Below are 22728 nucleotides of genomic sequence, written 5' to 3' on the forward strand. Positions count from 1 at the left end.
TGTTGCTGATGAGGATTTGATTGCTGTCAAAAAGTCATAGTCGCGTTCGTGGACGGAATCCACAGAGAAAGTCAGTTGACGCGGCCAAGACGTATTAGACGTCGAGTGCTTCTGCAAGATCGTAGAGCGATTTGACGGTCAGATCAGGATTTCCTGCGACTGTCTCCCAGGGTCAGCCCTTCCGGTCGACCCACGCACCCTGCATACCGGCGTGTTTTGCACCCATGACGTCGTACCAGCCAGCGGTCACGTGGAAGATCTCGTTGATCAGTGTCCCAGTTCTCGTGGCCGCGTGGCGATACAGTTCCGCAGCGGGCTTGAACGTCTCCACCTCGTCGGCGCTGATTGAATCCTCGAGAAGGTCGCCGATCCCGGCATGAGCGATCATCGACGACAGCATGTCAGGATCACCGTTCGAGACGACGTAACAGTCGTAGCCAGCCTCCTAAAGTCGATCGATACCGTCACGAACGTCGTCGAAGACCTCGAACTCGTGGTAGATTCCCAGTACGTCGTGGCGTTCCTCTTCCGTATATCGATATCGAACACGTCCAGAGCGTACTGAAGCGCGTCACGGTTCATCTCGTAGAATGGCTGGTAGGCGTCGATTTGGTTCGCCACGAGCGTGTATTCGAGCGATCGGAGCCGCCAGAGGGTCGACACTGGTTCTGGGTCGCCAACGTGGTCGGCGAGGGCCTGGACGGCGGCGTCGATGTCGACGATGGTGCTGTACTAGTCGAACGTGATCGTCATGACACGGTCGAAATTGAACGTCATACGTCTGTTACGTGGAGCGGAGACACAGTAGTTGTCGCGTGATCGTCTCATCCCCTGATCTGTATTCGCCAATTCCCCTCCGAACACGGGTGACGAGAACGGGTCACGTCGCGATCACAGTCCGTACGTTCGAGCCCATCTCGTTCTACCGGCCCGGCTCGAGTCTGGAGAGGACGCGGTCGAACTTTGCGCTGCCGTTCGGGTCGGGTGCTCGTTCGACCGACTGCAGGCGCTCGTGGGCGAAGAATTCGATGCGATGTCGTCCACGAGCCATGGGGCGTACCAACTGCGACCGTGTCCGACGTCGTCACCGAACACTACGGAAAACAGCTCGACAAGTACGACCGTGTGCTCGCCTCCTGTGAGAACGCGAAACTGAGGAGGGGAATTCTGCGACAGGACACGTATGACAACGCATACTCGGAGGTCGTGAAACCCTCGTAACAATGGTCGTCAAAATGTGAGACCGCCGGTTACTGGGCGAACCGATCCTCGTAATCGTTGCGGATGAAGTACCGAACCCAGTTGCCGTACGTTCGGTCGGCCGGGTGATCGGCGATCTGTTCGTAGCGAATCGTTCCCTCCTCGTCGATGACGTAGACGGCTGCGATGCCTGTGAGGCCGTGTCTCGTCTCCTCGGTGCCGCTGTACTGGTCGGCGACCTCCCCATCGGGATCTGCCTGCAATTGGATCTCGATGTCGTACTGGTCGCGCATTTCGGTCACCCGCTCCAGCGGATCGGTCACGACTGGCAGAATGTCGACGTTGTCGTTGAACCAGAGGTCGTAGGCAACCTCGCTGAACGTCTGGAGCTGTTCGGCACAGAAGCTACACCAGTGACCGCGGATAATGATGACGACGGCGGGGCCGTCATCGAGTCGGTCCCAGAGCGATACCTCGCCGCCGCCGGTGCTCGGTAGCGTGAAGTCTGGCGCATGTTCTCCTTCTAATCCCATATCCCGTCGAAACCCCCCAGGTAGATATGACTGTGGGAATAGGTAGTTTGTAACATGGCCGTGTTGTCATGGAATTCGGCCCACCAACAAGGGTACGTTTCACCTTCGGTTCTCTTCACTGAGTGTCCTCGAACCACCTTCTCTCGAGGATATCTCCGGCTAATCGAATCCTCACATAGCATCACGGAAACCGTTCGTTCGAAACAACAATCGACCAACGGCTTTTGTATTCGGAGATCTCCCATGACTGTCGGCGGAGAAGGCTCGTCGTTTCGGGTGGCCGGTAGTGTAACCGTAGCACACGTCCGGTTATGATTTGTACCGGTGGTGCCCCTAGAACCGATATAAGGGAGCAATCATGCCCGACTGCCGATCATGTGGGTGGTTTGTCACACCCAGATTCGCACGAATGTTCGGAAACAACGACCACGAAGTCTACGGCTGTCGCCAGTGTTTACCAGTAGACGCCCTTCTCGATGGTGGTTAGGTGGGGTGACGTCGACCTCGAGCGTGGCCGGCTCGAAGCGTACGGAAAATCTCGCGAGTACGAGGAGGCCCCGTTTCCCGACAGTGCCCACAGCGTACTTGAGTGGTGGTACGACTATCTCGAGGCTGCTGACCGACTCAGGGTTGACGCAGAAATCGTCCCTGAGCGGGAGTGGTCTCACGGCGATGCCAACGGCGTGTGTCAGTATCGATCCACGTCTTCTGGTGAGCGACCGCTAATCGAGGTTTGTGATCGCGAAACCATCGTTGCGCTCGCCATGACGCTCGAGATCAAAAACGCCAGCCCGTACGTTGGTTTGCGTCGAGTAGTTCCAGAGTTCCGTGCCCGTCGCTGCATCGATCGCGTGGAATTTGTAATCGTTCGTCCCGAGGGAGAGTGACACCGTTCGCGTACGCGGGCGTCGTCCATATCGAACCAGATCCCCCTCCAGGAGTGGCATTCTCCTTCTCCCTTGGCATCCCCAGTGATTTGCCAACCATCGTCGTCGGCATCGAAACCACTGCCGATAGCCCCTGATCCATCGCCACCACTCCCATTAGCGTTGAATACCTGATCAGTCGTGACTTCCCTGATTCCAGTATCCGTTTCCTGGATCGCAGGCTGAGGGAAAGGGGCATTCGCGGCTGCGGCTGACGTAGGTATCGCTCCCATCACGAGTATCGCAGCTAATACTATCACAGCTGCGAAATTTCAAATTTGACGAAATTTACTTACTGTCATCGCCGAGCCGAATCGGTGAGCGTCAACTCCATGGTCGTCGTGCCGGCCTGCTCGACGCGTAGCGAGACGGCAAACGGGTAGTCGTCGGCCACGCAGGCCGTCTGTGTCTGATCCGCGTCGTCAGGTCGCAGCGTAAATTCGGTGCAGGTGACGCCGTTGAAGGTCGTCTCCCCCGCCACCTCGACAGTCGCCGTGCTCCAGTCGATGGTGTCCTGATTGGGGAACTGGCTACGCTGGACGGTGAAGCTGTTGCCGGTGGAGAGATCGCCCATCTCGGCGACCCGAAGTGGACTCCGGGCGACCGAGAAGGCGTCGAAGGTGAGCTGCCGGGCAGCGGCGTCGTAGATCGTTTCATGAGTCCCCGAAAACGTCTGCGTCGTGGTCTCGCCGTCCACCTCCGAGGTGACCTCGACCGTCACGTCGTCGCCGTCGACCGCCGTGACCCGCCACGTCTCAGTGGACTCGCGGGTCCCGTCGTTCGTCCGGAAGAGCGTCTCGAAGGTGTAGGATTCTCCTTCCGAGAACTCGTACCGTGGGATATCGACGACGTCGCTCGACTCGCCGATGTCGGCGACCTCGAGCAGGCGGGCCAGCTTCTCGGACGCGTTCGCGCTCTCGACGTCCGTCGGCGGGGCAGTGCCGCCGCCCCCCTGCGGTTCGCCCACGATCACCATGCCCGCCATGCCGCGATCCTCGTGGGGTTTGCAGAAGTAGTTCCAGACGCCCTCGACGTCGAAGACGAAGTTGAACCCCGTGCCTGGCTCGCCGCTGCTGGCGAATTCGGAACTGAACGGCGTCTCGACGCCCTCGGGGATGCGGTTCGGCTTGTCGTACTGTGGGTGATAGACCGTCACAGTGTGGTCGGTCTCCTCGAAGTTCCAGAAGACGGTCCCGCCGGGCTCCAGCCAGACGACTGCCGGCGTGAAGACGTACCGGCCGGCGCCCTGGTCCTCCTCGAGGACCGTCGCGCGGACCTCGGCACTGGACTGGAGGTCGTCGGGACCGCCGAGGATGTCGGCGCCGGGCGGGGTGGAATTCGGCGTCTCCGTCGCCTCGGGCGTGTCCCCGGACGAGGTCGAACCGCCGCCGTCAGACGAATCGTCGCTGCCGTCGCCACTGCTGCAGCCCGCCAGCACGCCGGCCGTCGCCACCGTCGCGCTGGTCAACAGCACGCGCCGCCTGGTCACTCGTCCCGTTCCGTCGTTGCCGCCGTCGGCCGGACTGTCCATGGACGTGCCAGCGGGCCGAGGAACGTGAATCCTGACGCGACGTACCTAGCGAGCACCGCGCTGTCGCTCACTCACTGCGCCGTCATCTCCCGGGTGTCGATAGTACTCTCTCGCGGCCGGGCCTAGTATCCTGCCCGATAGGCAGTCTCCAGAACCTCGCGCTGTCGGGCCGTCAGCTCCTCGACCGGCAGACGGTGAAGGAATTATGGACGTTCTTCGTCAAGCCGACTCGAGAATATCGAATCCTCCTAAGTAGCCCATTGACCTACACAGTCTGCTACACCATTGGTCCGTTGGGTAATACTGGTCTAGGCCAAGCGAAGGGACTACCGCCGTTGAGATGCTCCGGTGGGATTTTGTCTGCGCCGACAGGCGTGCAGCGTGCAGCAGCGTGCGCGGTGTCATACACCGTGGCAGATCCCAATCCTCGCGACAACACGAGTGCCGACTACGAAAAGTTCGAGCAAGCGCGGCTCGCTCAGGACCGTGACGCCGCCAGCATCGCAACGGGGGACGTCGACGATACGACGGCCCACAATCTGGTCAGTGAGCTCGTCGACACGAACATCGTCACACCCATTCCCGAGAACCAAGTCCTCGTCCACGAGCCGAGCAGCACTGCCTTCGACTCGACCAGCCAGTTGGCCGTCTTCCACCGGGGCTGGACGGCTGCCCGCGACGCCGACGCGGAGGACGAGTGATGCAGCAAACGCACGTTGGGTGTGTGCCTTCTGTACGCCCCGCACGGCACCGAGACTGGCGAGGCGCATATCTGGGGCAAAACGAGCGGGTAACCCACCCGATCTGTGTCGACTACTCCATTCAGACGCGGCCGGAACCCAACGAGCGCGACCACCACGCCTGCGACGGCTGCGGTCTCGTCGTCGACGAGCTCGTAGCACTGACGCGGTTCCAGGTAGAACTCGGTGATCTCGAAAGCCCGTTGCAGTTGTGCGAGCGGTGTAGCCCGGGTGGACTGACGACGTACTGGACGCGCGACCTCGAGGAGCATCTCGTCGCGACGCCAGCGGAGTGGCTCAAATACCCTTTATTAGTTCCCTGTAAACTGTAATCAAGAATGGCCTGTGTCACGCACCCTACACCGTGCCGACGACGACATCGTCCAAGACTTCCTCTGGATTGCAGATCTCCTCGAGGAGCCACAGCCGGCCCAGCTGTACGCGTATCTCGCTCAGGACGACGAGTCGACCGTCCGATCGGAGGAATTGTTGTTCTCGTGTGCGCGACCAGTCTCCGTAGCACCGATCGCTCCGCTCGATACCAGTACGCCCGTTCCCGCGATGTATTGTCTTTTACTCACAATCAAACACACAAGTACGTCGGCAAAGTTCGGTTTGTAGGCAAGCGAAGGGGCCGTCAGTAGGCCCGCGGCTACAATCCGCTCACTTATGCCGGACTCGTCCGCTCATCACCGGATGCTTGCGTAGAGACGGTGGAGACGCCGTCGGTGATAGAGGATCGTGATCGCGACGAGAAATAGGACCGTTGCGATTTCGTACCCGTACCGCCCAACTGCCAAGACCAACGAGGAACCGCTGGCACCGCCTGCGAGCAGCGGGGCGAGTACCGGTCCGACGCACGCCGGACACGCAGCGGCTCCGATAACGCCCCCGATCGTCGACCGGGCGAGTTCGAGGAGCGCATCGTAGACGAGATAGGCCAGCGCGGCCAGTCCGATCGCTTGGTACGGAACGATCGTTAACGCGATCCGCTCTCCGGTATACATCAGTACCGGGCTCCAACCCAGCGACCGACCCCAGGTGATCGCGATCCCGTTCGGTCCGGTTATCTGTTCCATGAGCGGCGTACTCGATTGAAGTAACCCCGAGAGGTAGAACAGCACCAGCAGATACGCCGCGACAACGACTGCGGCGAAAATTCGAAAGCGACGCTGTGCTGGGGTGGGTTGCGTGTGCCAGACGACCCAGACAGAGGCAGTACTCCAGATAAATGGGATCAAAAAGAGTGTAATTCGGTGTCCCGTCTCCCCAGTGGCGTACGCGAACGAGAGTCCGGCGATCACCTGAACCGCAAATAGCAGGTTCAACCACGTGCTCGCCACCACAAACCGTTCGAGAGCGTCACCGTTGAACACAGATTTCGCCATCGCTTTCGGATCCGTCGTGCTCACAAACGTATCCTGGACTCGGGACCGTTAAAAGCTCCCTGACTGCTACGTGTGAGATGTATTCCAAGTCAGTACCTTTCGGAACGGCACTCCTCTATGGAATCCCCAGACTGCGAGAGGATAGCGTCGCTCTAATGGTGAAAGCGAAGCGGAGAGAGAGTGTGTGTGAGTGAATATGCCTAAGACACTCTTCCGGTTCGTGAAACAAGCGGCGTCGCTAGTCCAAAAGCACTATGCTGTCAGCCAACGGGGGTGGTGAGTCAGTCGGCAGGCTACGGATTCGCCGACTGGAAGCATCTCACGCTCCATTTTTTCTCCGCGTTCACATGGGCCGGCGTACATGCCGTTTGCGTGGGCGCTCCTCATCACGTTCATGGGATACGTCGGCCTTCGCTTGGCCGGCGAGTACGGGACGGCAGCGACGTATTTCGGACCAGCGATATTCGCGTTCGTCACGGAGAGCGGCTACGAGTTACTTGCGAGCCAGGGTGGTGGATGGACGTATCTGACAGCCCCGCTGGGCTGGATCGGGCACGCGCCTCTGTTCATCGTCGTCGCGGAGGCGGTTATGTTCGCCTCAAGTTATTATTGGGGTGAGAAGGAACGCGCTCGTCGGCGGCATCGGCATCGGCATCGGAATCGGCATCGGCATCAGTATCGCCTGTACGATCAACGCCAGCTACGTCGGGATCTACTATCTCTTCGTGGTCATCGGTTCGTTGGGATAATGCAGCCCCGACAGGGACGCCGGTGATCACACCGGCGTCGCCGTGGATTCCAGTCGCTCCTTGAAGAAGACGTGTTCCTTATACGTTCTACCTCAACATCACCGCGTTCGCACTCTCCGGATTTCTCCACTACGTCTACCGTCGTGGGCTCGGAGTGGCCGGTCAGTACCGCGACCCAGTCTGTGGGATGCGGATCGACGACAGCGGCCCGAGCGTCACCCACGACAGTGAGATGTACTACTTCTGTTCGAACCGATGCAAGCAGTCGTTCGAGACAAATCCGATCGCGTTCTCGTATAAACAGCCACAGACCGCCAAGGGAGGGGCGTCTGAGAGTCACGACCACTACTTGTCTCCTGGTACACCGAATCGACAAAGACTCCGGCCAGACTGTACCGTAACCTAATCCATTATGCTGATTGACACAATGTGTAGAATGAAGGTTTGTATAGAAATTATCGTAGTGAATGGTGATTGCTGTTGCCCAACCAACATAGGTTTTAGCTACTGATCAGTACCCTTCCAGGTAACAGTCCGCCCCCAGGTGGTTGCCTTGCCCCAGAGGCCAGAGCGCATACATTCCAGTTCGACGATCTGGGAGTTGTCCACAAACAGATTGATCTCGGGGCCGAAGTTCTTGATGTACCACTCGAACATCTCGGGACCCGGCGCCTCGAACACGAGATTCTCGATCCCGAGTTCGTTCGCGATCTGGTAGGCGACGTCGGTTCGCCACTCAGTCACCTCCTCAGTGATGCCTTCGGCTTCGACCATCAGTAACTCGGCGCCGGCATCTAAGTGGCGACGGCCCTCCTCGATGGCCTGCTCGGGGTCCTGTTGGCCCTGCTCCTCGAGAATCTCGGGATCGGTAGCGCCGCCTGCTCCGAACTGGACATTGATCTCCGGTTTTGGATCGATTTCGTAGTCATTTGCCACGACTTCAGTCATCCGTACCATGTCGTCGGTTCCAATCGCGAGGAAACCACTCGAAAGCTCTACAATATCGAACCCGAGCCGTTCGGCCTCCTCGAAGTACTGCTCGACCTTGTCGTTATCGCGGATAAGGACATTCTCGACGAACCCGCCCGTGGACACCTTGACGTCGTACTCGTGACAGACGTCGATTAGCTCCGTCACGGCCTCCTCCGGCATCAGGGCGAACGAGCCGCCGCTAAACTTGTAGATGTCGACGTACTGCCCCATCGTCTCGAGGATGTCGCGGAGTTCGCGGGGCCCCATGGGATCGTAATACGGTCCCCGAATCTCCGTGATACCTTTCTCCCGGGGCTTCTCTTCGCGCTCGTTGTGATGCAGGAACTCGAACGTGCGGTCGACCATAATCCGGTAGCAGCTTCGGTGTCTGTATTCTTAGTGCGGGGGGCAATGATCAGGTTGATCTGAATATGAGGGATGTCTACGGAAAACTTAGCGACGCGGATAGACCGTTTAGCGGGACTCAACGGACGGGAAAACGGCCTCCGTCAACAAGTTAACGAGGTCGTCAACGGTATGCGACTCTAGCTTCCTGACCGTCGCAACGGCATCGTCCCGACGATCTTCGTCGAGGTGAGTGCCAGAGCCGTGTCGTGGAATTTGGACTCGATCTGATCCCAGCTCATCGGGTTCGTCGGATGGCCTTGGAAGGCGTCCGTCTCGACTACGTGGGTAGTGCCGTCCTCGAGTTCGACCGTCACGCGAGCAGGCATCTCCCCGGCTTCGAACCGTTCAGTAACTGCCTCGTCCTCCTCGACGGTGACGTGCCGAGGGAGGTACTGGATGTCATCACGGTTGATACGTTCCGGTTCGTACTGGCCGTTGCCCATTTCACGGTCGAGAAGTGCTGCCGCCAGCATATATGGAGGCGAATGGTCGGCTTGTGCCTTCGTCTCAACCGTGTGGCGATCACCCTCGCCACCACCGATGATGAGCTTCGCGCCGGCGAACGTCTCTAGGTCGACAAGTTCGACGTCGCTCCCATTGAGATTCTCCTGTTCGGCCAGTTCGATGATGCCCTCGACAGCAAACTGGGCGTACGTGTCCGCAACGTATCGCTTCGTCATGACGTCATGGATGCGGGTGCAGCTTGGGTCTAGATCGACCTCGAACTAGCCGCTGATCACCTGTTTCCACCCCTTCTGTCCCTCGAAGAGGTTCTTGGGTCCCTCCATACCATCGCTGGCCAACAAGGACGCGTAGACGGCGTTGCGGGCGGCAGTGGCCGACGCGATACCCTTCCACTCGTTAATGCCACCCGTGCGGGTTACGCGGAGGGCGTTGTGGGTGGTTCCGGCGATGCCGATGGCGTCCCTAATTGTTTCGACGTCGAACTCGATTTCCGCGTCAACGCGATCGCCCCGTTTCTCATCGACGTGGCAGGGAATCGCGAAGCGATTCCTGATGCCGACTTCTCGGAGTGGACGGCCCCCGAGGCCATCGTCGATGACGTGCTCCACCTGCTTTCGAATGAGGCCGTGACGGGGCAGATCGTCCAAATGGCCGGCGGCCAGCCCGAGATGGTAGCCTAATGGCGCTGGAGACTACAGCTGGCGGCCTCCCCTTCCTGGTCGGCCGTCTCGTCTTCGGTCTGCTGCTCGGGTTCATGGGCCTGAGTCACTTCACGGACCTCGACGGGATGAGTGGCTCCGCCAAGGCCAAGGGCGTTCCAGACCTGCAGTTTGCCGTTATCGTGTCCAGCCTCATGCTCATCGTGGGTGGGCTTACCATCGCACTCGGCGTCTACCCACTTCCCGGGGCAGTGGTGATCGCGCTATTCTTCTAGGGCGTGACGCCGGTCATGCGCGGCTTCTGGACGGTCGACGACCCCGAACAACGCCAGTCCGAGATGACGGACTTCCTGAAGAACGCTACGCTCTTTGGCGCTGCGCTCGTACTCGTCGCACTCAGTGGAACCGCCTGGCCGTACGCGCTCAACATCGGCCTCTGAGATGTCCACCATGACCACGCCATCGAATACTGACACGCTCCCGCAGGAGACACGTATCGGTCGAACTGCACTCCGTGTCAACGACCTCGACGAGCTGACCGAGTTCTACCGAACCGTCGTTGGCCTTAGTGTGCTCGAAGAATCCGAAACACGTTCCGTTCTCGGTGATGCGGACAACCCGCTGCTCGTCTTGGAGGGTGACGCAGACGCACCGACACGGCACCGGTCGGGTGCCGGGCTCTACCACACCGCCTTCAGAGTGCCTTCGCGGGCGGCGCTCGGTGATGCGCTGGCTCGGATACGGACCCACTGGCACCTCGGCGGCGCGTCCGACCACTGGGTTAGCGAGGCCCTGTACCTCACTGACCCGGAAGGGAATGGGATCGAAATTTACCGCGACTTCCCACGCGACGAGTGGCCCCGCAGCGACGACGGCCGTGTTCGGATCAGTACAGAGCCGCTTGACCTCGACAGCATCGAAGCCGTGGCCACGGGCGACACGCAGGCCCCTCCCGAAACGGATATCGGACACATCCATCTTGAAGTCTCTTCGCTGGACACGTTCAGGGACTTCTACGTGGACACCCTCGGGTTCGACCTGCAAACGACCGTGCCTGCCGCAGCGTTCGTGTCCGCGGGTGGATATCACCACCATATCGGCGCGAATACCTGGCAGCACCGAACAGCCCCTGTCAATGGGCGTGGGCTGTCGTGGTTCGAGGTGATTGTCCCGGATCAGGACGCTCTCACTGCTGTGCAATCGCGACTGGAAAGCCGAGAGATTCTAGTAAGCGAGACGGATGGCGGTTTCATCATCCACGACCCCGACGAGATCGAGGTTCGAATTCGGATCGATCCGTCTGCGCTGTAATCTGGACGAAGACGGCACTGTTGTCGTGGAACGGGAGTCTCCGCTCTTCGGTAACCGACCACGGGTCGGGGAGACCGTGGCTTTTCTTGTTCCCGCAGTCTATTCTGATAGCACTCCACGCGAGGCGAATTCGCGGGATGGGGTTGGGTGATTTACAGAACGTCCCGACTTAGACAGGCTCACCTTCCGAACAGCCGGTTGTTGGGTTGAGTCCGGTAATTCACCGATTCAACGTCTCCGGCAGCGTATTTCGCCAACGCTCGCCACGCCACATTCACACTCGCATTCCGGTCAGCATGGTCTTGCTGAACCTCACACGAATCATTCGTACACCGGAATCGTCTCCCTTAACGGTAGCCACGGTGTCCACAGCACGAACACGACTTCGAGTTGTAGAGCGACTCAACAGTCTCACACGGAATCTGGTTCCACGTTGCTTTGTAACGAACGTGTTGCTCAAACTTGTGGAACGGCAGTTTGTGCAAGCGTCGGTTCATGTACGTGCCGTACTTGAGAGGCCCCATCCTCACAGAGGGCAAGTAAGCGAGCGCGTAGGATGAGGGTATTCATCAGAATTCACTAGAAGTAGGACAAACACGATTGATCTCGAGTTCGAGACGTATCGTGTATCACAAATTGATAAGCTCCCCGATACGTGTGAAAACTGGGGAGAGCACAGATGAATGCGGTGTTTATAGGTGCAGAATGGAGTCGTATACCATCCGGTTCGGCTGTGTTACACCTGTTCTACGAGTCTTCGATAGCGTCAGCGATGCGCCCGAGCGCACGCGTTTGGTCGCGCATCTCGTCACGAAGCTGTCGGACTTCCTGAACGAGTTCCTCGTTGCCGACCTCTTCGCCGCGACCGTCAGGACCACCGGAACCGCCACCCATGCCTGGTGGGCCGCCACCGCCACCCATGCCTGGTGGGCCGCCACCGCCACCCATCATGCCACCCATCATCTGCGCCATCGGGTTTCCGCCGCCCATCATGCCACCCATTCCACCGCCGAACGGGCTTTGGGGCTGCTCGCCGTCACCGTCTTCACCGCCTTCTTGGCGCATTTCTTCGACGCGCTCTCGGAAGGACGGTCCGTCGGATCCATCTTGGTCATCCGCAGCACCGTGGGTCTGTTCGTTGCTGCCGTCAGTATCGTTGTCAGACACACTTCTGATTCACGGCTTCTATCGCAAAAGAGTGGCGACTGATAACGGCTCTCAGTAAAAACCTGGATACCAGGCAGAGGAGCTAACGAGCGGTAAACATAAAACAGAAAGTGCTTGGGTTCTGCGAAGAAAGTTGTGGCATGCCCACTTCTCTATCGTCTCGCTCGTCAGTCGCCGATTTGGACAGGCGAACGTTCGCTTGTTTGATGGGCAGTATCGTCGCGCTCGGCCTGGCTTTACAGTCGTTCTTATTGATGAAAACGACAGCGTGGACGATCGAACTGGAACGAATTGCGGCTTTGTTGCCAGTTGTGGTTGGTACCCTCGCATACGCGCGAAACCGACCAGATGCGGCGACCTGGGAAATTGGTGTTGTCGCGGTATGGGGGTATCTCGCCCAGTGGTTTGTGGATTTCGTCTGGTTCATTATCGGGCCTGCGTTTGCGGGAGAGGTTTCGGTCTCAGCCATACTGCTGTCCGGCGCTGCTGAGCTCCGCACGGCGGAACTGTTGCGCTATCTCGGAATGATCGCCGTCTTTGCTGCATTGTACGCCACAGCGGCGTCTCGTCGCGAAAAACCAGTCGTTAGCGCGATTACGTTACTCGCCGTTCCAGTCGTGGTGATAGTCATCTATTCGATAATATAGCTCCGCTCAACATCTTGGGACGCCCAGACACGATCTAGTTAGGCCAGTTCGAGAAGCAAGCAGGTTGTAGAGTTACTTTGGCTATGTCGCTCGTGAACCGCCTCGAGGCTTGACTTCGAGGCACTCGGCCTCCTCCGCCTGTAGACGTGGACGGGGATCGAAATGGCTTCGACCTGCTCAACAAAGCCGGGTTCACGATCCTCGGCATCATCTTCTTCGGACTCGTGATTCGGTCGATTGACGACATCTCCAACGGGAGAACTGTACTTCGCGCCGTCGGCAGTGTGATTCTGTTGTTCCTGCCCGGCGTGTAGTACTATGCGGCCTGGCGGCTCCCGCACGTCGAGAAGGCATCGTTTCCATTGTGGTCGATCACCTCGTGGTTGGATTGATCGCCGCCCTCGTACCGTCAACGCGCCGTACAATCGACATTTCGCTTGTTGCCCCTTCGGTGCTCTGTTTGCAGACGGAATCATCCGCATCGTCGACCCCGACATCAGCATTTCGCCATCCGTTGGCGGCAGGACGCTCATACTCATCGGTAGTGTGATTGCTGGGCTCGGTGCGACCGGGCAGAACCCCTCAATCGGCGTATTTGGGAACGTTCATACCGTGATTGCCGGTGTCGTTCTCGTGATTTTTAATCTCGGATCCGTTTCCCGTCCTGAGATCATCTCCCGTCTCTAGTGGAGCGACCGGGAAATCTCCACGGCACCATGTATCATGGTAACAACCGGTTATCCGACCGTTCAGCAGTAGCACAAAAGCCCGTTTTAGCTTCCACAAGACACCTTACCCGAACGCACGTCGATCACGATCGATGCGGCGCAGAAAATTCCTGAGCGCTGGCACGGCCGCCCTCGGTGCGGTTCTCGCCGGTTGCACGGGCATGTTACAGAGCGAACCGTCGAACGAAGACGACGAACCTCACTCTGACCCAGACGGGTCAGACCCGAACCAGAACGATCCTGGTGGCGATGAGACAGATCCAGGGTTTGAGGCGCCGACGACCGTGCAGAACGGCTCGTTCGAGAACGACCTCGACGGCTGGATGATCGGGAAAGATCTCCCCGTGAAGCCGGGTGACTCGTCCGGCAAGATCGACCACGGTGTAAAAACCGTTACGAGGAACGCCTCAGACGGGAATGCATCGACCCAGTTCTATTTAGACGGGAGCGCCGACGACGGAACGATCTGGGTCGCCCAGACGGTCGATCTCTCGGATGCCAACTCTGTGCTCTTCGACGTGCATAGCGAGCAGAAGTCGTTCAACATCCTCACGGAGGTCGCGTTCTACGCCGGGCCGAAAGCCTCGGATGAACTCGTCGAAACGGACTTCGACCGGAGCAACGACGTCGAGAATCACTCCGGCTGGAAGACGTTTCGCTACGACGTAAGCGACGTCGACGGAGCCGCGACCGTTGCGATCGGAATGAATATTATCTGGGAGACGGGCGTGAAACGCATGTACGACAACGTCAGGCTCGAGACGTCTGAGTGACCCGCACGAAACTGGGCCAACCAACATCAGCGGATGTTGGCGGCCATTCGTTCGGTTGTGACTCGAGTCTCGGTCCCGAATTGCGGCTCTTTTCCCCGATCGCTATTATACGCCGAAGCCCATTGCACTCATAGCGGCACTCCGTGGGCTAATCTGCTGGGCGTGTTCGCTTCAGAAGTCGCGAGCAATTCTTCGCACTTTTAGCGACGGACGCACGCATCACATAATCTGGCAGTACGTACATCGGCTGGCTGCCAGCGTACCAGACCCACTGACGTCCACGAGAGTTACACTCTCGTGTGGCCCATCAAAACGCGAAGCGTTCTGAGGACGGCTTTGCCGTCGCGGCCCAGTATTGATGTTATTCCTGACAATATCGATGGGGATTGGAATTGTGCATGTATTACAATTTCCTCGACTAGAGGGTGATTCTCGATATCGCAGTCATCGGTCGGTGGGGACGAATCCAGTTGCTGTTTTCGTTTACCGATTGGCCGCGGAATCGACCCCATCTGGGCCGTATCTCTCGTCGGTGGAGACGGCCGTCTGACTTCCCACTCTCGAAGAGGACTGACCGGGTCAGTTCGGTTACAACGACCAAGACCTGATTGAGAAGGGATTCATTCCAGCAAAATGCGTGTCGGCCGCTTCCAAAACTCGTGGAAGAGCTGTCGATCGACTGTCAGCAGGTGTTTTGTGTGGTCTGTGCATTACTACAACATCTAGTACCTATACTAATCAATACCATTATAAATATCGGCGGAAATGCGAAACTAGACGGTGACGACAGTCCATCAACGTCATACGAGGTGACATCCCCCCGTCGTAAACGGAGCGGGATCGAAGATCCCTCAGGCAGTCGGGCAGAGCCCGACGACGACGGGGCTTCCCGTACCGCAGGTGGGATATTTGCTGGTTTACGACACGGCTTGTTCTCTCGTGTGAAACATCCCGCTCTCGCGGTCGAACAAGTGTACCGACGGCTGTGCCACACAGCCGTTACTCCTATCCTCACCGTGAGGACTCGGAGTTATCTTCTGTCGCATATTCTCTGCCCCGTTGCAATCCGCGTTTCCGACTAACCCGCACGACGAGCAGACGTACAACCCACGATGTTTGCGGTTGGACTTCGTGTCGTCACCACACTTCGAGCAGGTCTTTGAGGTGTCCCACTCGTTCTCCTTCGACACCTCAACACCACGTTTTTCGCCTTTGTATTCGAGGTACTGGTAGATGCGGTCGAACGCCCACGTATGGAGTTTCTTGTTTCCCGTCTTCCCCCAGTCCGACTCTCGCACGTCTTCGGGCCAACTCACTGCGAGCGTTCCAACATCGCGTTCGATGCACTCTGTGATGATGGTGTCTGCAAGCGTGGTAGAAGTGTGTCTCACGGTCTGTGAGTTTGCGACGCGCCCACATTGACTTCTCAGACGGGCCGTTCTCACCTTCCGTGTCGTACTCGGCACGTTTGAAGTAGTGTTTGTCCTGCTTGAGTGAGTTGCCGGGATACAGGACGTACTCGTCAGGGAACGCGACCGTGGCGATATTCGTGATACCGAGGTCAATACCAGCCACTTCGTCGCCTGCTGAGTCGTTCGTTTCGAGACTGACTTTGCAGACAAAGTGTAGTTCCCACTCGTCGCCGTTCCAGACCGCGCGAACGTTCTGTACTTTATTGACTTCTGTAAGGTCTACGTCGGGACGAGTCTGGTACTCACAGAGGATGAAGTCCGAGAAGTGTTCTTTGAGGTTCTTCCCCTTCCTGAGTCTGACTCGATTGTTCCGGGGTCGTGTTTGAACCCGTCTGCTTTGAACGTGATCGTGGAACGTGGTCGTTCGTCGCCGTGTTTGCGGTAGCCGGGTGGATTCGCCTTGTCGTCTTTGTGTCGCAGGTCGAACCATGACTGGAAAGCGTCAGAAAGTTCTTCGATGACTTTTTGACTGGATTGTGCATTCAAGTCTTTCCAGCACGCTTGGTTCTTCATATACGATTTGAGCGGACCTTCGTCTGGGATTTCACCAGTTGCGTCCCATACGCGGTCGGCTGTCCAGCGTGCGACGTTCCAGATTTTCGAGGCGGAATCTCCGAGCGAGTCAAGGCCATCGCAGACCTGCCGGTGGTTCTGAATGGAACCAACGTAGGTACGAGTGGCCTGAATCGCCATACATAGCCTATGTAGGTAGAGTTACTTAGTGCTACGGATTAGCGTTGAATATCCACCATGCCATCGACGGTGGGTTGTGTGGGACGTGTCGGATTCACTCCTGCCGTAAACGGCGGGATTCTCTCCTTGAGGAAAGATAGACCCGCACTGGCGCGATCTCATGCGGGACCTGTCCTGATCGATGTCGTCACCCGGAGACGAGAGGCGATCTATTCACGGTGTGTTGGACTACCAGCGACGGACACACTGCGAACCGCCTCGAGGGCAAGTCGTTCGAGAATCTCCGATTCGCCTGATCACGGAAATCGAAAATTTCCGGACGATCCCAAGGCACTCGTTCTGCTCCGCCTGTAGAGACCCGACGAGGCGGCAGGAAGGATCGACTGGTTTAGTCGTCCCCGGGAACGGAGGGTTCGGGTGGAGTGTCGGGATCGTTCGGCAGGGAGGGGCCGTAGTGAGCCCACACGGAGAGCATGCTCGGGAGGACGAATACGGCAACGATGAAGGATGCGGTCATCGCGAGCACGACTAGCGTCCCGAAATTCCGAAGTTGCGGGTGAGGGTGTAAGAGGAGCGCACTGAACGCACCGGCAGAGGTGAGCGTACTTCCGAGCAATGCGCCACCCGTGCCGGTCGTGGCCTCGACCAGCGCTGCCTGGACAGAGCGCCCACGGTCACGTTCCCTGGCGAAGCGGTCGCTAATGTGGATGTTGTAGTCGATACCGATACCGATGACCAGACTCAAAAGGAGGGCCGTCAGTACCGTCAGCGGGACGGCGAACAGCCACATGCCACCGATGACCAGCGCCGATACGAGCACGATCGGCACGGCCGTTACGGCCCCGAGGGAGGCGCTGCCGATGAGCAGCCTGTAGACTACCGTCAACAGAACGCCGACCGCTACAAGCGCCACGATCAGCGTCTGAAGGATGCTGTCAGCAGTCTGGGACAGTTTAGCTTCTCTGAGCGTGCCGGACCCGACCGCCACTGCCGACATGCCATCAACCCCGTCGGCCGCGGTGGCGATTGTTCGCATACCGTCGGCCCGGTCAGCAATTGTGATGTCGGATTCGACCGGGACGACCACGCGTACCGAGTGGTACTCGCCATCATCGCGGTCGATAACCCGGCTAGTCCGGTCCGGCGCGGCGGTGTACAGCGCGTCGTACACCGCCTCGACGTTCTGGTCTGGAACACCGTCACCGTCAGTATCGGCAGCCGCCAGCGTTTCGGCGAACGCTTCGTCTTCAGCGGCAACCTCCGCCATCACGGTCAGCGGTGACGTCACCGGGACAGTGCCACCTTGTCGGTAGACGACTGCGGAATCGGCAGCAGAATCGTGAGCGGTTTGAACGCTTTCGAGAGCCGCCGAGGAGGTCACATCCCCTTCTATGAGTACGCTCGACCGGCTCCGGGCGTCTTCGTCGGCGGCCCGGTAATGGTCGTTCACGTAGGTTCGTTGTTTCGACTCCTCGGAGACCTCCCAGGCGAGCGGCCCAGGGAGATTCTGTTTCCACTCTGCGACGTCGCTGTCGCCATGCTGGACCGACTGCCGGTCGAGGTCCGTCCAGGCGACCGCACCAGCCGATCCGACCACGAGCGCGAAGACGATTACGACGGGCGCGCCGCGCTTGGCGAGCGACGCGCCACTCGACAGCAGCGGCTTGATCCGTCCGGTCTTTCCGAGTGGTTGGTTCTGCCGGTCGAGGCCGAACCTCTCGAGGAACCGATCGATCGTGACCTTCAGCGCGGGTACCAGGGTCAGCGAAATCACGAACGTCGAGAGGACCCCGAGCGAGATTGCGTACGCGAGTTGTCTGATGGACGTGACGTCGTTGGTGACGTTGGACATGAACCCGACCATCGCAGTCAGGGTCACCAGTCCGAGCGCGGTCGTAACCGAGGAAAGCCCGCGAACCATCGGTTCTCGGATCGCCCCGTCGCCGCGTTGTTCGCGGTAGCGCATGAACACGTGGAGACCGTAATCGACGCTCAGACCGACGATGAGTACTGGGCCGACGATCAGCGATATACCGGCTGGAATGCGTAGCCACCCGAGGATACCGAACATCCACACTACCGAAAGGATGACACCGGTAAAGCCGACGAGGACATCAACGAGATCGCGATAGGAGAACGCGAGGACGAGGAGTATCATCAAGAGTGCAGCAGGGACGATGAGCATCATCGTGTTCTGGAGGTACTCGTCCGTCCTCGCGTCGCTCGCATGCTCGCCTGTAGTAAAGTACTCGGGGCCGTCTCGCTTGGAGGCGATTTCGTAGAGGGCGGTGGTCGCCGCAGACCGAGTGTCGTCGTCAGCCAACGGGAAGACCATCCGGTGGCTTTCGGCTGTCGCCGTCCCGGGCTCGTAATCTTCTGGTAACAGCGCCATTGCGGACGAACCTTCGATGAGCGTCTGCCTGACGTGGCGCTCGACTTCCGGCTCGCTTGCGGCCTCGAGCGCCGCAATCTGCTCGTCGATCCTCGCGTCCGGATCTCCTGCTACTCGCTTGGCAATGAGGTTAGCGACGCCAAGAACTTCCCGGTCACCGAGAGCGGCCGCGACTGATTCGTTCTCTCGGGCCGTCCGCTGGAAGCGCAACGAGTCTAGCAACGCCCTTTTCGAGAGAGCGGTGTCCTCTGTGCGGACGTAGACGGCAACCTGGCTGGTGTCAGCACCCGTCGATCCGTTTTCGTCCCCGTAGCTGTCCTGTACGTACTCCATTTTCTGGGCAACACGGGTGTCGCCCCCGGTGTCGCTGGCGTCGCTTCCGTCGCCAACCTGGAGCTGAGTCGTCCCCGCACCGATACCAGCTGTAAGAACCAACAGAAGAGCGAGCACTATTAGATTGTGTTCGGTAATGAACCTGTAGATTCTCCGGAGCGCGTCGTTCATCGATCGGCCCTCCTGTGACCTTTCGTTCGGCGACAGTCAATTCTGGTTCGATACGCACGATCAGTCGCTGTGGTTGGAGTCATTGAAGCGGATCACTCAAACGGAGGGTCATTCGAGACCCACATAAGTATTATAGAATATTTGATATATTACCAGAACCGTTTCAAAATCGAGATTGAGCGATACAACATCCGATAGAGTGAATTTGCGAGCCATCGAACCGCGGCAGCCAATATCTACCCATCTCCCTCAAAGCGCATTTTGAAAATACGTTGTTACTTCCGGCACGCAGCAGCCGTTCTGCGTCGGGCGCGGTTGGAACGAGTAACCAAGAAAGTGGGGCCATCGGTCAGCGAACGACGCCACGTTACGCAATCGGTCGTGAGATCCTCATCGGGAGACGGAGGACCATTTTCGGTGAACGAATCACGACATCTCCGAAAATCGGATGGTGCGAACGGCCGACTACATCGGAGAAGGCGTCAGATCGAACTGCTCGAGCGAGCCCTTCGGCCACGGTCGGGATTGTCGAGTTACTACCGCTTGACGGTGAAATCGACGCCGTAACTCGTGTAAGCATTGTTCCCATATCCCTCGCGGTTCCACGGGTATTCGTCGGGATCAACTTCCTTCTTTTCGGTTCCCGGGTCAGAAGTGCGAGATGGCTGTGACCGACCGTGTTCGTCAGTGGCTCGCGAGACGAGATAGTGATCGCCGGCCGGCAAATCGAGTACACATCGGAACAGCCGCCACACACCTGGCCCCTCGTCGGGCGAAACGAACCGCGCCTCGTGCCAAGTGTCACCATCGTCGGCGGACAGGTGGACCGATTCGACTCGGTCGTCACCAGCCCACGCTACGCCAATGATCTCGATATTCCCATCCGGCCCCGGTTCGACCGACGAGTTATCGGTCGGGTAACCGATGAGCGACATCACGTTTTGATCGTACAGGTAGGGACTGGCCACCGCATCGCCAGTGAATTGCTCCCAGGTGTCAAATTCCGCCAGGTCGTCGTGCTCGGTCGCCTCGCGATCCGGATCGAACTTCATCCGATAGAAATCCTGCTGCCAGTGGGTGTACTGCTCCCACTTCTCACCGGCCAGCATACGGTCCATCACGCGAAGTTCCTCTACCCATTTGACGCTGTTGACGCCATACCAGCCAGGGACGATAATCCGGACCGGAAAGCCGTGATCTGGCGGAAGCGGTTCGTCGTTCATCTCGTACGCCAACAAACAGTCGTTCTGCACTTTCGACATTGGTAGCGAGCGTGCGAAAACGTCGGCATCATCGTTGGGGGCGTCACCCCCAATAGCGGCCAGCCACGACCCTTCGTCGGTCTCGGCGCCATGGTCTTCCAGGATGGCTGAAAGTGGTGTTCCGGTCCAGCGTGCCGTACCCGCGCTGTTGTACTCCCACTGAAGATACCGTTCGGGTTCGTCGTTGACTGACGAAAAGTACGTTCGACCGTTGCCTGCACACACCATGGTGTGGGTAGTCGTGGTAGTAGGGTAGTCTTCGCGGAGTTCGTCCATCGATAGTTCGGTGGGTTCGTCGACGGCACCGGTAAGCGATATAGACCATTCGTCTGCATCGATGTCAGGTACGGGATGATGATTGAGGACATAAAACTCCTCGATGGGTGTCTCGACAGTAGTATACGTCGATCGATCTTTCGGTCCCGCACCTACTGACTCGCCATCTGAAGGAACGATGTCAAGTTCTGGATACTGCTCGTGAATCCGATCCTGAAACTTATTTTCTACGCCTGTATCGGTGTTATCAGGCATACACTAGTGTTCTGACGAGATGATAGAAAAGCTTCCCGTTCGTCGACGCCACAAACGGTAGTCGTGGATCAGTGCTGGCACGGATCAGTCAGTATCCGGGTGTTATCTCTCCTACTCTTTCTTGCAAGAGGCACTGGTCGACAGAGACATCTCCATACCATAGACGGTGGGGTTCCTAACGCATGGAGTTCTCTCATTCGTCGCTGGCAGAGGGACCCGACTCTCGAAACGCCGTGAGCGTCACCCGGTTCCGAAACTCCGACCTCGAAGTCGCATCGTCTATTCTGAAGATGAGGCAGGGTTGGTCGACGCTCGTCGGTGTGCAGTCTTCCCAGTGGTTTCGGACCGGACCCCAGTTCTTTTGCGGTTACCGTGCCAGTGATAGCGCACAGGTAGTGTACATCCTGCACCCGGACACCACGATTTTCTCCATGAAATATAGTATAATATATTAACAGGTGTGACTTGCACACGCGAACCGAAGTGGTTTTAGCAACCATGTGGAACATTCGCACGGCCGGTGCACTGCCGGTCGGCAGGGAATGCAGGACCTTCAACGGTCTACGTACCCCCCATCCTGCCAGGTCCCTCGTTCAGCCCCCTCATCCACTGATTCCTTACAGAATGATCAACATCCGAGTTGTGGACTACGGACCGCCAGTCTGGCGACCCGGTCGGAAGGATGTCTGTAAACAGGGGGAAAGGTTCCCATTCGTCACGATCCTCGAACCCATCAGACAGATCAGCACTTATCCGCCCAAAATGGCTGATTGAACGGCAATATTCGATCCAGGCTGGATGGTTTTCCCACCGCAGATCGCCATCTTATACATGGAATCTGACGACTGCGTTCCAGGCCCTGTCAACTGTACACTCCTACGAGGAACACTCCTGTTCACGGACCCACAGCGGCTTCTCAGTCGAAATGCCACACGTCGCACACTCCTCGGTCGTGCCAGCCGGATTGATGGCCACGAAGTGCATCCCGTCACGTTCGCACTTGTACACGAACATCTGGAGGAACGTTCCCCATGCCCCACCGTTCCGGTTCCGAGGGTTTCCGTTGAGTTCGATCAAGCCTTTCGCGTCAAAATCGTCGACTGCGACGTGGTCGTACTCCCGCGTGTAGTAGTTCGAGAGTTTGTACAAGAAGTCGCGATGGTTTCGCCTCGAATTGGTGTTTCACTCGTCAACGCGACGGCGTGTTTCTCGTAGTTGGTGCAAAATTTCGTTTACTTTGTTATCACCGTTACAGGAGTGTCCGAATTCAATAACACAGATTGTGTAACGCTACCGAATAAGGCTTTGCCGGCAGGTGATCGTTTCCGACCACCCATAACGATCCGGTCAGCGTCGATTTCGTTGGCAACAATGACAATCGCTTCTGCTGGGTTCGCATGCCTTCGTTGCACCTCCACGGTGATCTCTGCATCTTCTAATACGTCTCTTACCCGCTTAAGACTCGAGGGAAAATTTTCTTCGTCATACCACTCGTCAGACGTTACGACTGCCTCGTTCCGGACTTCCATTTCTTCTTCAACGTTCAGAATCGTAGCGTGTACAGTTTCTGCTGCTTCGGGTAATGAGGTGACGACCTCTGCTGCAGCAGCTGAACGTTCCTCGTCAGAGTCGATCGGTAGTAATACTCGGAACACAATCTCGAAATTGTTGTGAAAA

The 22728-nt window shown here is 58.1% G+C and carries 21 protein-coding genes and 8 pseudogenes; 15 read left to right on the top strand and 14 right to left on the bottom strand.

Annotated elements, in window-relative coordinates; all coding sequences use genetic code 11:
- Positions 1-94: 94 nt before the first annotated feature.
- The 3 genes and pseudogenes from HYG82_RS42585 to HYG82_RS42590 form a co-directional block, all read right to left on the bottom strand.
- Positions 95-723: pseudogene (locus HYG82_RS42585) on the bottom strand (haloacid dehalogenase type II).
- Between the two features lie 199 nt (positions 724-922).
- Positions 923-1051 (bottom strand): hypothetical protein, encoded by a 129-nt coding sequence (locus HYG82_RS44405; protein WP_284145056.1) that lies wholly within the window; start codon positions 1049-1051, stop codon positions 923-925.
- 199 nt (positions 1052-1250) lie between these two features.
- Positions 1251-1733 (bottom strand): peroxiredoxin family protein, encoded by a 483-nt coding sequence (locus HYG82_RS42590; RefSeq protein WP_235218193.1) that lies wholly within the window; start codon positions 1731-1733, stop codon positions 1251-1253.
- A gap of 358 nt (positions 1734-2091) precedes the next feature.
- Between HYG82_RS42590 and HYG82_RS44760 the strand changes: the two genes are divergently transcribed.
- Together HYG82_RS44760 and HYG82_RS44835 are read left to right on the top strand one after the other, a co-directional pair.
- Complete coding sequence (locus tag HYG82_RS44760; protein ID WP_425495438.1) at positions 2092-2220, top strand: DUF7563 family protein; 129 nt, start codon at positions 2092-2094, stop codon at positions 2218-2220.
- Complete coding sequence (locus tag HYG82_RS44835; RefSeq protein WP_484549570.1) at positions 2210-2620, top strand: hypothetical protein; 411 nt, start codon at positions 2210-2212, stop codon at positions 2618-2620. Before HYG82_RS44760 ends, HYG82_RS44835 begins: the two co-directional genes overlap by 11 nt.
- Positions 2621-2957: 337 nt before the next feature.
- Here HYG82_RS44835 and HYG82_RS42605 read toward each other — a convergent pair whose 3' ends face one another.
- Positions 2958-4190: a cupredoxin domain-containing protein gene (locus HYG82_RS42605; protein ID WP_235218195.1), complete on the bottom strand. Its 1233-nt coding sequence runs from the start codon at positions 4188-4190 to the stop codon at positions 2958-2960.
- Positions 4191-4600: 410 nt separating this feature from the next.
- Between HYG82_RS42605 and HYG82_RS42610 the strand changes: the two genes are divergently transcribed.
- From HYG82_RS42610 to HYG82_RS42620, 3 genes and pseudogenes are all read left to right on the top strand, one after another.
- Positions 4601-4891, top strand: a complete 291-nt coding sequence (locus tag HYG82_RS42610) for a DUF8069 family protein (protein WP_235218196.1) — start codon at positions 4601-4603, stop codon at positions 4889-4891.
- Complete coding sequence (locus tag HYG82_RS42615; RefSeq protein WP_425495439.1) at positions 4891-5262, top strand: DUF7558 family protein; 372 nt, start codon at positions 4891-4893, stop codon at positions 5260-5262. Before HYG82_RS42610 ends, HYG82_RS42615 begins: the two co-directional genes overlap by 1 nt.
- Before the next feature lie 13 nt (positions 5263-5275).
- Positions 5276-5407, top strand: a pseudogene (locus HYG82_RS42620) (ArsR family transcriptional regulator); the annotation flags it as partial.
- Between the two features lie 212 nt (positions 5408-5619).
- On the opposite strand, the gene HYG82_RS42625 reads toward HYG82_RS42620, so the two are convergent.
- Entirely contained in the window at positions 5620-6342 is a 723-nt protein-coding gene (locus tag HYG82_RS42625; protein WP_235218197.1) for a DUF7546 family protein, read from the bottom strand.
- Between the two features lie 370 nt (positions 6343-6712).
- Here HYG82_RS42625 and HYG82_RS44765 point away from each other — a divergent pair.
- The 3 genes and pseudogenes from HYG82_RS44765 to HYG82_RS42630 form a co-directional block, all read left to right on the top strand.
- Positions 6713-6892, top strand: a pseudogene (locus tag HYG82_RS44765) (hypothetical protein); the annotation flags it as partial.
- A 40-nt stretch (positions 6893-6932) separates the two neighbouring features.
- Complete coding sequence (locus HYG82_RS44410) at positions 6933-7067, top strand: hypothetical protein (RefSeq protein WP_284145057.1); 135 nt, start codon at positions 6933-6935, stop codon at positions 7065-7067.
- 79 nt (positions 7068-7146) lie between these two features.
- A pseudogene (locus HYG82_RS42630) lies at positions 7147-7473 on the top strand (YHS domain-containing protein); the annotation flags it as partial.
- 98 nt (positions 7474-7571) lie between these two features.
- Here the strand turns inward: HYG82_RS42630 and HYG82_RS42635 are convergent.
- Positions 7572-8405 carry a phosphosulfolactate synthase gene (locus HYG82_RS42635; protein WP_235218198.1) on the bottom strand — a complete coding sequence of 278 codons (834 nt, stop codon included), beginning with the start codon at positions 8403-8405 and terminating at the stop codon, positions 7572-7574.
- A gap of 108 nt (positions 8406-8513) precedes the next feature.
- Positions 8514-9391, bottom strand: a pseudogene (locus HYG82_RS42640) (MmgE/PrpD family protein); the annotation flags it as partial.
- On the opposite strand from HYG82_RS42640, the gene HYG82_RS42645 reads away from it, so the two are divergent.
- The 4 genes from HYG82_RS42645 to HYG82_RS42655 are packed head-to-tail and all read left to right on the top strand — an operon-like array spanning position 9344 to position 10882.
- On the top strand, positions 9344-9592 hold the full coding sequence (locus HYG82_RS42645) for a Rossmann-fold NAD(P)-binding domain-containing protein (RefSeq protein ID WP_235218242.1): 249 nt from the start codon (positions 9344-9346) through the stop codon (positions 9590-9592). The pseudogene HYG82_RS42640 and the gene HYG82_RS42645 sit on opposite strands and share 48 nt — an antisense overlap.
- Entirely contained in the window at positions 9592-9846 is a 255-nt protein-coding gene (locus HYG82_RS44770; RefSeq protein ID WP_425495440.1) for a DoxX family membrane protein, read from the top strand. The genes HYG82_RS42645 and HYG82_RS44770 overlap by 1 nt, the downstream gene beginning before the upstream one ends.
- Positions 9847-9861: 15 nt before the next feature.
- The gene (locus tag HYG82_RS44775) at positions 9862-10011 is read left to right on the top strand and encodes a hypothetical protein (protein ID WP_425495441.1); all 150 of its coding nucleotides are present in this window, start codon (positions 9862-9864) and stop codon (positions 10009-10011) included.
- Positions 10012-10021: 10 nt separating this feature from the next.
- Entirely contained in the window at positions 10022-10882 is an 861-nt protein-coding gene (locus HYG82_RS42655; protein WP_235218199.1) for a VOC family protein, read from the top strand.
- A gap of 99 nt (positions 10883-10981) precedes the next feature.
- Here the strand turns inward: HYG82_RS42655 and HYG82_RS44515 are convergent.
- Both HYG82_RS44515 and HYG82_RS42665 read right to left on the bottom strand, forming a co-directional pair.
- Positions 10982-11397 (bottom strand): annotated as a pseudogene (locus HYG82_RS44515) (zinc ribbon domain-containing protein); the annotation flags it as partial.
- Between the two features lie 232 nt (positions 11398-11629).
- Positions 11630-12049: a hypothetical protein gene (locus HYG82_RS42665; protein ID WP_235218200.1), complete on the bottom strand. Its 420-nt coding sequence runs from the start codon at positions 12047-12049 to the stop codon at positions 11630-11632.
- Between the two features lie 206 nt (positions 12050-12255).
- Here HYG82_RS42665 and HYG82_RS42670 point away from each other — a divergent pair, with 206 nt between their 5' ends.
- The 3 genes from HYG82_RS42670 (at position 12256) to HYG82_RS42680 (ending at position 14197) form a co-directional block, all read left to right on the top strand.
- The gene (locus HYG82_RS42670; RefSeq protein WP_235218201.1) at positions 12256-12696 is read left to right on the top strand and encodes a hypothetical protein; all 441 of its coding nucleotides are present in this window, start codon (positions 12256-12258) and stop codon (positions 12694-12696) included.
- A gap of 146 nt (positions 12697-12842) precedes the next feature.
- On the top strand, positions 12843-13010 hold the full coding sequence (locus HYG82_RS42675; protein ID WP_235218202.1) for a hypothetical protein: 168 nt from the start codon (positions 12843-12845) through the stop codon (positions 13008-13010).
- Positions 13011-13516: 506 nt separating this feature from the next.
- Positions 13517-14197 (top strand): hypothetical protein, encoded by a 681-nt coding sequence (locus HYG82_RS42680; RefSeq protein WP_235218203.1) that lies wholly within the window; start codon positions 13517-13519, stop codon positions 14195-14197.
- A gap of 917 nt (positions 14198-15114) precedes the next feature.
- Here the strand turns inward: HYG82_RS42680 and HYG82_RS42685 are convergent.
- The 5 genes and pseudogenes from HYG82_RS42685 to HYG82_RS42705 form a co-directional block, all read right to left on the bottom strand.
- Positions 15115-16362: pseudogene (locus HYG82_RS42685) on the bottom strand (RNA-guided endonuclease InsQ/TnpB family protein).
- Between the two features lie 388 nt (positions 16363-16750).
- Positions 16751-19258, bottom strand: coding sequence for an efflux RND transporter permease subunit (locus HYG82_RS42690; protein WP_235218204.1), 2508 nt, complete (start codon positions 19256-19258; stop codon positions 16751-16753).
- Positions 19259-19794: 536 nt separating this feature from the next.
- Positions 19795-21051 (bottom strand): sulfite oxidase, encoded by a 1257-nt coding sequence (locus HYG82_RS42695; protein ID WP_235218205.1) that lies wholly within the window; start codon positions 21049-21051, stop codon positions 19795-19797.
- A gap of 879 nt (positions 21052-21930) precedes the next feature.
- A pseudogene (locus tag HYG82_RS42700) lies at positions 21931-22221 on the bottom strand (zinc ribbon domain-containing protein); the annotation flags it as partial.
- Positions 22222-22283: 62 nt separating this feature from the next.
- Positions 22284-22706 carry a universal stress protein gene (locus HYG82_RS42705; protein WP_235218206.1) on the bottom strand — a complete coding sequence of 141 codons (423 nt, stop codon included), beginning with the start codon at positions 22704-22706 and terminating at the stop codon, positions 22284-22286.
- Between the last annotated feature and the right edge of the window lie 22 nt (positions 22707-22728).

The organism is Natrinema halophilum, from assembly GCF_013402815.2.
GTDB lineage: Archaea > Halobacteriota > Halobacteria > Halobacteriales > Natrialbaceae > Natrinema > Natrinema halophilum.